This is a genomic window from Streptomyces sp. NPDC046716 (assembly GCF_040645755.1).
In the GTDB taxonomy this organism is placed as follows: Bacteria; Actinomycetota; Actinomycetes; order Streptomycetales; family Streptomycetaceae; genus Streptomyces.
In genome coordinates, this window is sequence record NZ_JBEYYU010000121.1 from 1 (window position 1) to 8,226 (window position 8,226).

Below are 8,226 nucleotides of genomic sequence, written 5' to 3' on the forward strand. Positions count from 1 at the left end.
CGGTCCTCCTCCTCGGGGCTGACGATCTCGAGGACCCCTGAAACGAGCTCCGCTCGTCCAGGGGCGCGGGGAACTGCGCGGCCGGCCACGACGGCGGCGCGCCGGGGCGGACTACGCGCGGTGCTTCTTCGCCGCCATCCACGCGTAGACCAGCACGCCCACGAACAGGAACAGCACGCCCTGGTAGACGGCCGCGTACCCGGCGCCGCCGACCAGCCACATCGAGAAGCCGAACGCCGCCAGCGCCAGAACCAGGTCCCGTACGAAGCGCGGGACATGGACACGGTCCCGCCGCCCCGACAACAGGAAGTAGACCTGCGCCGCGGTGGCCAGCAGATACGGCACCGTCGCCGTGAACGTCGTCACCAGCACCAGGGTGTTGAACACGGCCGCGGACCCGGCCGTGTAGTTGTAGACGGTGAGCAGCGAGGCGAGGCCGACGGCGACCAGGACACCGACCGTGGGAACCCCGCGCCGCTTGCGCTCGAATGCCTTCGGGAAGAGCCCGTCGCGCGCGGCGGCGTACGGCGTCTGGGCGCTGAGCAGCGTCCAGCCGTTGAGCGCGCCGACCATCGACACCAGCGCGGCGACGGCGACGGCACTGCCGCCCCAGGTCCCGCCGAACATGGCGTTGACGGCGTCGGAGAACGGCGCAGTGGAGTCCACCAACCGGTCGTGCGGGACGGTGCCGAACACGGCCACGGTGCACAGCAGATACAGCAGCGCGGCGAGCCCGGTGCCGAGGACGGTGGCCCGGCCGACGTTGCGCTGCGGATCACGGACCTCCCCGGCGCTCACGGACGCCGACTCGACGCCCAGATAGCTGAAGAGCAGGATCGCGGCGGACGCCGAGACGGCGCCGAGCGCGGAGTCGCCGCTCGCCCGGAACGGCCCGAGATTGTCGCTGCTGAAGAAGAAGAGACCGCCGACGGCGACGAGCAGCAGCGGCGCGAACTTCAGGACGGTCGAGACGAGTTGGACGGCGCCGACGTAGCGCGTACCGGCGAGATTGGCGAGCGCGGGCAGCCACTGGCAGCCGAGGGCGGCGACGATCGTCCAGAACGTCGAGCCGTGCAGGGGCAGCAGGACGTCCAGGTAGCCGACGGCGGCCACGGCCAGCGCCGCGTTGCTCACCCAGGTGGTGATCCAGTAGCTCCACGCGGCGAGGAACCCGGCGAAGTCGCCGAAGGCCTCACGCGCGTAGACGTAGGGGCCGCCGGTCATCGGGTGCCGGTGCGCGAGCCGGCCGAAGACGAGCGCGAGCGCGATCGCGCCGACCGTCAGGACGCCGAACGCAACGAGCGCGATGGTGCCGTACGGGGCCACGGACGCCGGCAGCAGGAAGATGCCGCCGCCGATGATGTTGCCCATGACGAGGCAGGTCGCAATCGGCAGTCCGAAGCGCCGCGCGTGCCGGCTGTGCTGCGGGTCGGGACCGTCGGCCGGAGCCGGCTGGGGTGCGGTTCCGGTGTCGTGCATGTGGGGGGTGTGCCTCTCGGTCGTGCTCAGGCCGCCACGGGATCGCCGGGCGGCGCCCCATCGTCCGGTGAGCGGACACCCGGCGCCAAATCAGGCGGTTTTGTCCTGTTGTTCGTGGGGCGCGACCGCAAATGATGCGGGGTCCGGGTCGAGGCGCAGCGAATCGTCCACGGGGACCGGGGCCGCCAGCGGAATCTGCGGGCCGTTGCCCTCGCGCAGCCAGCGGCGCAGCACGTGGTGGACCTGCTCGGCGCCGACGAGTTCCGCGCCGTCCGCGACCGGCGCGGACAGCGTGCGGGGCCACAGCAGGAAGGGACGGCTCTGCGCACCGCCGAGGCCACCGTGCGAGCCGATCTGCTCCTCGAAGGCGAGGACCTCGCCGTCGAGCGGGTCGTACATGGAGTTGACCATGATGTCGGCGGTGTGCGGGAAGGAGTGGGTGCGGCGCACGGCGTCGGCGGCGCCCGGCCCGAAGTCGGCGAGCGGCCCCTCCCCGTCGGTCAGGTCGGCGACCGGTACCTCGGCGCCCTGCGCGGCGAGCACCAGACCGCCGTGCTCCTCGCTGCGCACGAGGAGGAAGCCGATGCCCGGATGGTTGGCGAGGGTCGCGAGCAGCGCCGGGTTCCGGGCGTCGATCTCCTCCTTGGTCATCCGGTGCGGGACGTCGGGGAAGGAGACGAGGCCCAGGTTCCCGGAGGCGAGCACGACGGGCTCGCTGCGCCTGCCGCCGTGCCCGGCGCCCGCGCCCCCTTCGACGGGCCGGTGCAGCGCGGCGCGCACCGCGGAGCGGGCCTCGGCGCCGGAGCGGGTGCGGCGTGCCCGGCGCGGCACGGGCAGCCCGCAGCCGGCGCGGACCAGGTCCTGGAGGGTCAGTCCGTAGCGGGAGCGGAAGGTCTCGCCGGGGCTCTGTCCGTGGTCGGAGAGCAGGACGATGCGGTACGGGCGCGGGGCGTGCTCGGCGACCTTCGCGAGCAGCGCGAGGGACCGGTCGAGGCGTGCGAGGACCTTCACCGCGTCCCGGCTGAAGGGGCCCGAGTGGTGGGCCACCTCGTCGTAGGCGACGAGGTCGGCGTAGACCGCGCTGCGCCCGGCGAGCATGTCGCCGATGACCGCCGCGACGACGACGTCCCGCTCGACGACGGTCGCGAACGCCCTGATGAACGGGTAGAGCCCGCCGCGGGAGACGCGGGGGCGGCGCTTGCGGATCAGGGCGTGGGTGGACTGGCCGATCTCCCGGCCGACCTCGGCGAAGAAGGACAGGGCGGTGCGGACGGCGTTCGCGGGGTCGGAGAAGTAGGCGAAGTATCCGGCGCGGGAACGGTTCTCCTTGCCGCGCCGGGCGGCCACGGACAGCACCAGGGCGACCTGTTCGGCGCCGCCGCTGAAGAGGTTGCCGCGGCTCGCACCGTCGACGGTGAGCAGCCCGCCGTCGCCGGTGCGTTCGATGGCGCGGCGCTGCAGCTCGGCGGCGCTGGTCGGCCGGTTGGAGACCTGGACCTCACCGGTGTCCTTCTCGTACCAGCGGAAGGCGGGGACGTCCTCGTTCGAGCCGTGCAGGATGCCGAGCTGGCTGGCGCCGGTCTGGCTGGACCAGTCCGTGCGCCAGGGCGTGAGGCGGTGTCCGCCGTCGCGCAGCCAGCCGCCCACCGTGGGCATCACGTCGTCGCGGGCCATGCGGCGCAGCACTTCGTGGCCGACTCCGTCGAGCTGGAGGAAGAGGGTGCCGGCGGTGGGCGGGCAGGCCTCGGTCCCGTCGTCCCTGCGCCGTCTTCGCGCGGCGAGCCGGTAGAGGCGGCGCCGGTAGGCGTCGTCGTCGCGCACGGCGAGGGCACCGCCGGTGGCGGAGGCGACCGCCGACATCACGGCGGCCACGACCACGGCGGTCTCCGGGCCCACCTCGCCCCTGTTCTCCGGGACGAGTTTGAGGGCGAAGAGGAGCAGCGCGCCGTTGAGGAAGAAGACGACGAGGCCGAGGACGAGCGCCGGGACGAGCAGCAGGGCCCGGACCAGGAGCGGCCAGACGAGGGCCGAGAGCACGGCGAACGCGCCGGCGGCCCAGGCCGCGGTGAGCGCGACCCGGGTCAGGCTGTCGCCGTCGTCGGACTGGAGCTGGAAGTCCGGCAGGAGCCCCGCGAGGATCATCATCGTGAGGGTGCTCGCCGCCCAGACGGTCAGCGACCGCCAGCCCTGGCTCGCCGCCCGCCGCCACCGGCCTCCGGCCACTTCCGGCTCCCCTCACCCTGCGCGGTGCACGTCTCGTTCCGCGTACACGTCTTGTTCCGAGTAAGGGTTTCATACCATTTGGGACTAGCAGCCGTCGTATCCCGCCGTTGGCATCGACAGCCGGCGATGCACCCGCGCCTTCATGTCGGCGTCGTACTCAGGCTCCGCGAGCCCCGCCCGCTCCAGCGGCACCCCGCGCCGCACGCACTCCGCGGAGAAGTCGTCCACCGAGCGCAGCGCCACCCGCAGCACCCGGTCGCTGGGCGCGACGAACACATCGACCAGGCCCGCGTCGACGTCCGCCCACAGCGCCTCGTGGTCGGCGCGCAGCGCGTGCACCAGGAGCTGGCGCGTGACGACATAGCCCCGGTCGGCGGCCCAGCGGGAGCACATCGCGTACTGGCTGCGCGAGTCCACCAGGAAGGGATCCGCGTCCAGCTGCTCCAGCGGGGTCAGGCCGGCGATGGCCATGACCCGTACCGCGCCCCCCGCGTCCGCCGCTTCGCCCTGCTCCGTGCCCATGGTGTCCCCCTCACCTCGCGCTTTCGCCGACGACCCTACCCCTGCACGTAGGCTCGGGGCAGTCGCACGAAGGAGGCAACGGGTGCCGGTGGAGATCACCTGGTGGGGTCATGCCACCTGCACGGTCGAGGACAGAGGTACGCGCGTCCTCACGGATCCGCTCTTCACGCGGCGCCTCGCACATCTGCGGCGGCGCCGCGGCGCTCCCCCGCCGCCCAGCGCGGCCCTCGCCGACGTCGTGCTCGTCTCCCATCTGCACGCCGATCACCTGCACGTCCCGTCGCTCGCCCGGCTCGCGCCGGGGACCCGCGTCGTGGTGCCCCGGGACGCGGCCCGCTCCGTGCCGGGGCTGCGGCGGCTGCGCACCCTGAAGATCATCGAGGTGGACGCGGGCGACCGGATCGAGGTGGGGAACGTCGTGGTGCGCGCCGTGCCCGCCGACCACGACGGGCGGCGGCTGCCCGTCGGTCCGCAGCGCTCCCCCGCGCTCGGCTATCTCGTGGAGGGCGACGCCCGGACGTACTTCGCCGGCGACACGGGGCTCTTCGAGGACATGGGCGACGCCGTGGGCGACGTGGACGTGGCGCTGCTGCCGGTCGGCGGCTGGGGTCCCTATCTGGGCGCGCACCACCTCGACCCGGCGCGGGCCGCCGAGGCGCTGGCCCGGATCGCGCCGCGCGCCGCGGTGCCGGTGCACTACGGGACGTACTGGCCGATCGGGATGGACGCGGTGCGGCCGCACGAGTTCCACACGCCCGGTGACGAGTTCGTCCGCCAGGCCGCGCTGCGCGCGCCCGGTGTCGCCGTGCACCGGCTCGGGCACGGCGAGAGCGTCCGGCCGGAGGTGGCGGACCGGTGATCCTCGCCGCGACGACCGTCGTGACGCCGGAGTCCACGCAGCAGGCCGTGGGCTACCCCACGCTCTTCCTGCTCGTCGCCATCGGCGCCCTGGTGCCGGTGGTGCCCACGGGCGCGCTGGTGAGTTCCGCGGCGGTGGTGGCCTTCCACCAGACGCTGCCGTTCGCGCTCCTGATGGTGTTCGGGGTGGCGTCGCTCGCCGCGTTCCTCGGTGACCTCGCGCTGTACTGGCTCGGGCGGCGCGGCATGCACTCGAAGAACGGGTCGAAGTGGCTGGAGGCCATCCGCTCACGGGCGCCGGAGGAGCGGCTCGCCCAGGCACAGGACAAGCTGGCCGACCACGGGGTGATGGTGCTCGTGCTGTCCCGGCTGGTGCCGGCCGGCCGGATCCCGGTGATGCTGGCGTGCCTGCTGGCGAAGATGCCGCTGCGGCAGTTCGCGCGCGGCGACATCCCGGCGTGCCTGGCCTGGGCGGCGACGTACCAGGTGATCGGGATCCTCGGCGGCTCGCTGTTCGACGAGCCGTGGGAGGGCGTGGTCGCGGCGATCGGACTGACCGTGCTGGTCAGCGCGGTCCCGACGGTGTGGCGGAGGATCCGCAGGCCGTCGTCAGGCAGCCAGCACGCGTGATCCGCCGATGGGCAGGTCCCACAGGGCGGCGCGCGGCAGGCCCGCCTTCTCCCAGGCGGCGCGCAGCCGGGTGAGCGGCTCCAGGACGGGCTCGGCCGACAGCAGGAACGTCGCCCAGTGCATGGGCGCCATGAAGCGTGCGCCCACGTCCCGCGCCGCCTGCACCGCGTCCTCCGGTGAGCAGTGCACGTCCTCCAGCCACCAGCGCGGGTCGTAGGCGCCGATGGGCAGCAGGGCGAGATCGATGCCCGGGTAGCGCAGGCCGATCTCGGCGAACCAGTGGCCGTAGCCGGTGTCGCCCGCGAAGTAGAGGCGCTGTCCGTCGCGGTCGGTGAGCACCCAGCCGCCCCACAGGCTGCGGCAGGTGTCGGTGAGGGTGCGCTTGGACCAGTGATGGGCCGGTACGAAGTCGAAGCGGACGCCCCGCAGCTCCGCGGCCTCCCACCAGTCGAGCTCGGTGACGCGGGTGAAGCGGCGGCGGGTGAACCAGCGGCCCAGGCCCGCGGGGACGAGGACGGGCGTGTCGCGCGGGAGTCTGCGCAGGGTGGGCCAGTCGAGATGGTCGTAGTGGTTGTGGCTGATGACGACCGCGTCGACGGCCGGAAGGGCGCTCCAGGCGACGCCGACCGGGGTGATCCGGGCCGGAGTGCCGAGGATCTTGCGGGACCAGACCGGGTCGGTGAGCACGGTCAGGCCGCCGATGCGCACCACCCAGCTGGCGTGGCCGGCCCAGGTGACGGCGAGGGTGCGGCCGTCGACGTCCGGCAGCGGGCCGGGGGCGAACGGCAGGTTCGGGATGTCGGTCAGGCCCTCGGCGGGCGGCCGCACCTTGCCCTCGCGGGCGAACCGGGCGAAGCCCCGCAGGCCCGGCAGCGGTGCGGTGAGGCGGCCGGCGAACGACTTGGGCCAGCGGCGCGGCACGTCCGCCCCGCCGGTGCCGCCGAGCGGCCGCGGCTCGACGAGGGGCCGGGCGGGCGCGGCGGTGTCGCCGCGCCGCCGCGCGCTCTCGTCGGCGGTCGCTTCTGACGCCTGCGTCATCGCTCGGACTCCCATCCTTCGCCGGCCGCACCCGTGCCTTCCGGGCCCGCGCGGTCACCGAGGTCGCACAGCTCGCCGAGCACCGACTCGACCATGCTCAACGCCCGTGCCACGTGCGGCAATTCCAGGGGGTCCGGTGAGGTGAGCGCCGCCCTGCGCTCCTCGGGCGCCGAGCCGAGCAGCGGACCCGTGCCGAGGCGGCAGCGCAGCGCCCCCAGGTCGTCGCCGAAGCGGTGCCCGCCGGGGACCGGAAGCCCGAGCCGTGCGGTGAGGTGGTCCTCCAGGTCCTGGGCGTCGGTGACCGAGCGGGCCGACAGGCGCGGGCGCAGCGGCTCCAGGTCGACGTACAGGTGGCGGCCCGCTCGCGGCGGCCGGGACAGGCCGCCGGCCGCGAGCACGATGCGGTGCAGGGCCGCGGCGACCCTGCCGTGCAGGGCGACGGCGGCGGCGCGGCGGCCGGTGACCTCCGCGCCCTCGTCCAGGACGTACGCCGCCGCTGCCGCGACCGGCGCCGACAGGCTCGCGCCGGTCGCCGTGAGGATGTCCAGGACGCGGGCGGCGAGCCGGTCGCCCTCGGCGGTGGGCGGGAACCGGGCGCAGGCCGCGGGCAGGGACGGCGGCAGATAGCCGCCGGTCAGATCGGTGAGCACGGTGACGTGGGCGGGGAACATCTCGGCGGGGCTGAACAGCAGGGTCTCCCCGCCCGGGTGCAGGGTGTCGCGCCAGGTCTCGTCGCTGACGACGTGCAGGCCCTCCCCCACCGCGGCCTCCACGGCCTCGTGCAGCACTTCGGGCGGTGGCACGGTCGCCGTCGGATCGTCGGCCGGCGCGACGACGAGCAGCCGGGGATCACCGCCCTCGGCTCTGACCCGGCGGACGGTCTCCAGCAGGGCGTACGGGTCGGGGACGCCGCCGCACTCGGCGGGCGTCGGCACCGGGAACACCTCGCGGTCCAGGAGCCGGGTCTGCGGGGTCCACCAGGCCGGGCAGGGGCGCGGCACCAGGACGTCGCCGCCGAGCGCGGCGGTGAGGGCGAGCAGCAGCGGGGCGCCGCCGGGGGCCGCGGTGACCTGGGCGCGGCCCGGGGCCAGGCCGCGGCGCTCCCAGTGGCCGCGGGCGGCTTCGAGCAGGGCGGGTGGGCCGCCGGGCGGTTCGGGGTGGGCACGGGCCGCCGCGCCGGCGACCACTGCGGCGAGTTCGGGCAGCACCGGCAGTCCCGGCTCGGGCAGCGGCGGCCCGTAGCGCACCGGTCCGCGTCCTTCGCTGGGGTCCGCTGGCCGCATGCCGCCTCCGTGCCGTGTGTCTGTCCCGGTGATTTCTGCTGACCCCAGCCTCACACCGCGCGACCGCCTTCGCGCGCCGTCGCCGTCCGCGGCCCCGGTGGGGGCTCGCCCCTTCCCGACAGTTGGCGCTAGTTGGTGCCGATCTTCGCCAGCAGGTCCACGATCCGGCCCTGCACCTCGCTGCTCGTCGACC

At 74.6% G+C, this 8,226-nt stretch carries 7 protein-coding genes; 2 read left to right on the forward strand and 5 right to left on the reverse strand.

The features are described 5' to 3' along the window. Window positions 1–111: 111 nt before the first annotated feature. The 3 genes from ABZ930_RS40900 to ABZ930_RS40910 all read right to left on the reverse strand — a co-directional run bounded on the left by ABZ930_RS40900 (window position 112) and on the right by ABZ930_RS40910 (window position 4,224). The gene (locus tag ABZ930_RS40900) at window positions 112–1,479 is read right to left on the reverse strand and encodes an amino acid permease (protein WP_361560546.1); all 1,368 of its coding nucleotides are present in this window, start codon (window positions 1,477–1,479) and stop codon (window positions 112–114) included. Window positions 1,480–1,569: 90 nt separating this feature from the next. Further along, complete coding sequence (locus tag ABZ930_RS40905) at window positions 1,570–3,702, reverse strand: phage holin family protein (protein ID WP_361560549.1); 2,133 nt, start codon at window positions 3,700–3,702, stop codon at window positions 1,570–1,572. An 84-nt stretch (window positions 3,703–3,786) separates the two neighbouring features. Next, a complete protein-coding gene (locus ABZ930_RS40910) occupies window positions 3,787–4,224 on the reverse strand; it encodes a hypothetical protein (protein ID WP_361560552.1) in 438 nt (145 codons plus the stop codon). An 82-nt stretch (window positions 4,225–4,306) separates the two neighbouring features. Here ABZ930_RS40910 and ABZ930_RS40915 point away from each other — a divergent pair, with 82 nt between their 5' ends. Together ABZ930_RS40915 and ABZ930_RS40920 are read left to right on the forward strand one after the other, a co-directional pair. Then, the gene (locus tag ABZ930_RS40915) at window positions 4,307–5,083 is read left to right on the forward strand and encodes an MBL fold metallo-hydrolase (protein ID WP_361560555.1); all 777 of its coding nucleotides are present in this window, start codon (window positions 4,307–4,309) and stop codon (window positions 5,081–5,083) included. Next, window positions 5,083–5,712 (forward strand): VTT domain-containing protein, encoded by a 630-nt coding sequence (locus ABZ930_RS40920; protein WP_361560564.1) that lies wholly within the window; start codon window positions 5,083–5,085, stop codon window positions 5,710–5,712. Before ABZ930_RS40915 ends, ABZ930_RS40920 begins: the two co-directional genes overlap by 1 nt. Here ABZ930_RS40920 and ABZ930_RS40925 read toward each other — a convergent pair. Continuing rightward, a complete protein-coding gene (locus ABZ930_RS40925) occupies window positions 5,692–6,750 on the reverse strand; it encodes an MBL fold metallo-hydrolase (protein WP_361560558.1) in 1,059 nt (352 codons plus the stop codon). The two genes, ABZ930_RS40920 and ABZ930_RS40925, sit on opposite strands and share 21 nt — an antisense overlap. Beyond that, window positions 6,747–8,033, reverse strand: a complete 1,287-nt coding sequence (locus ABZ930_RS40930; RefSeq protein ID WP_361560561.1) for an aminotransferase class I/II-fold pyridoxal phosphate-dependent enzyme — start codon at window positions 8,031–8,033, stop codon at window positions 6,747–6,749. The genes ABZ930_RS40925 and ABZ930_RS40930 overlap by 4 nt, the downstream gene beginning before the upstream one ends. Window positions 8,034–8,226 lie beyond the last annotated feature (193 nt).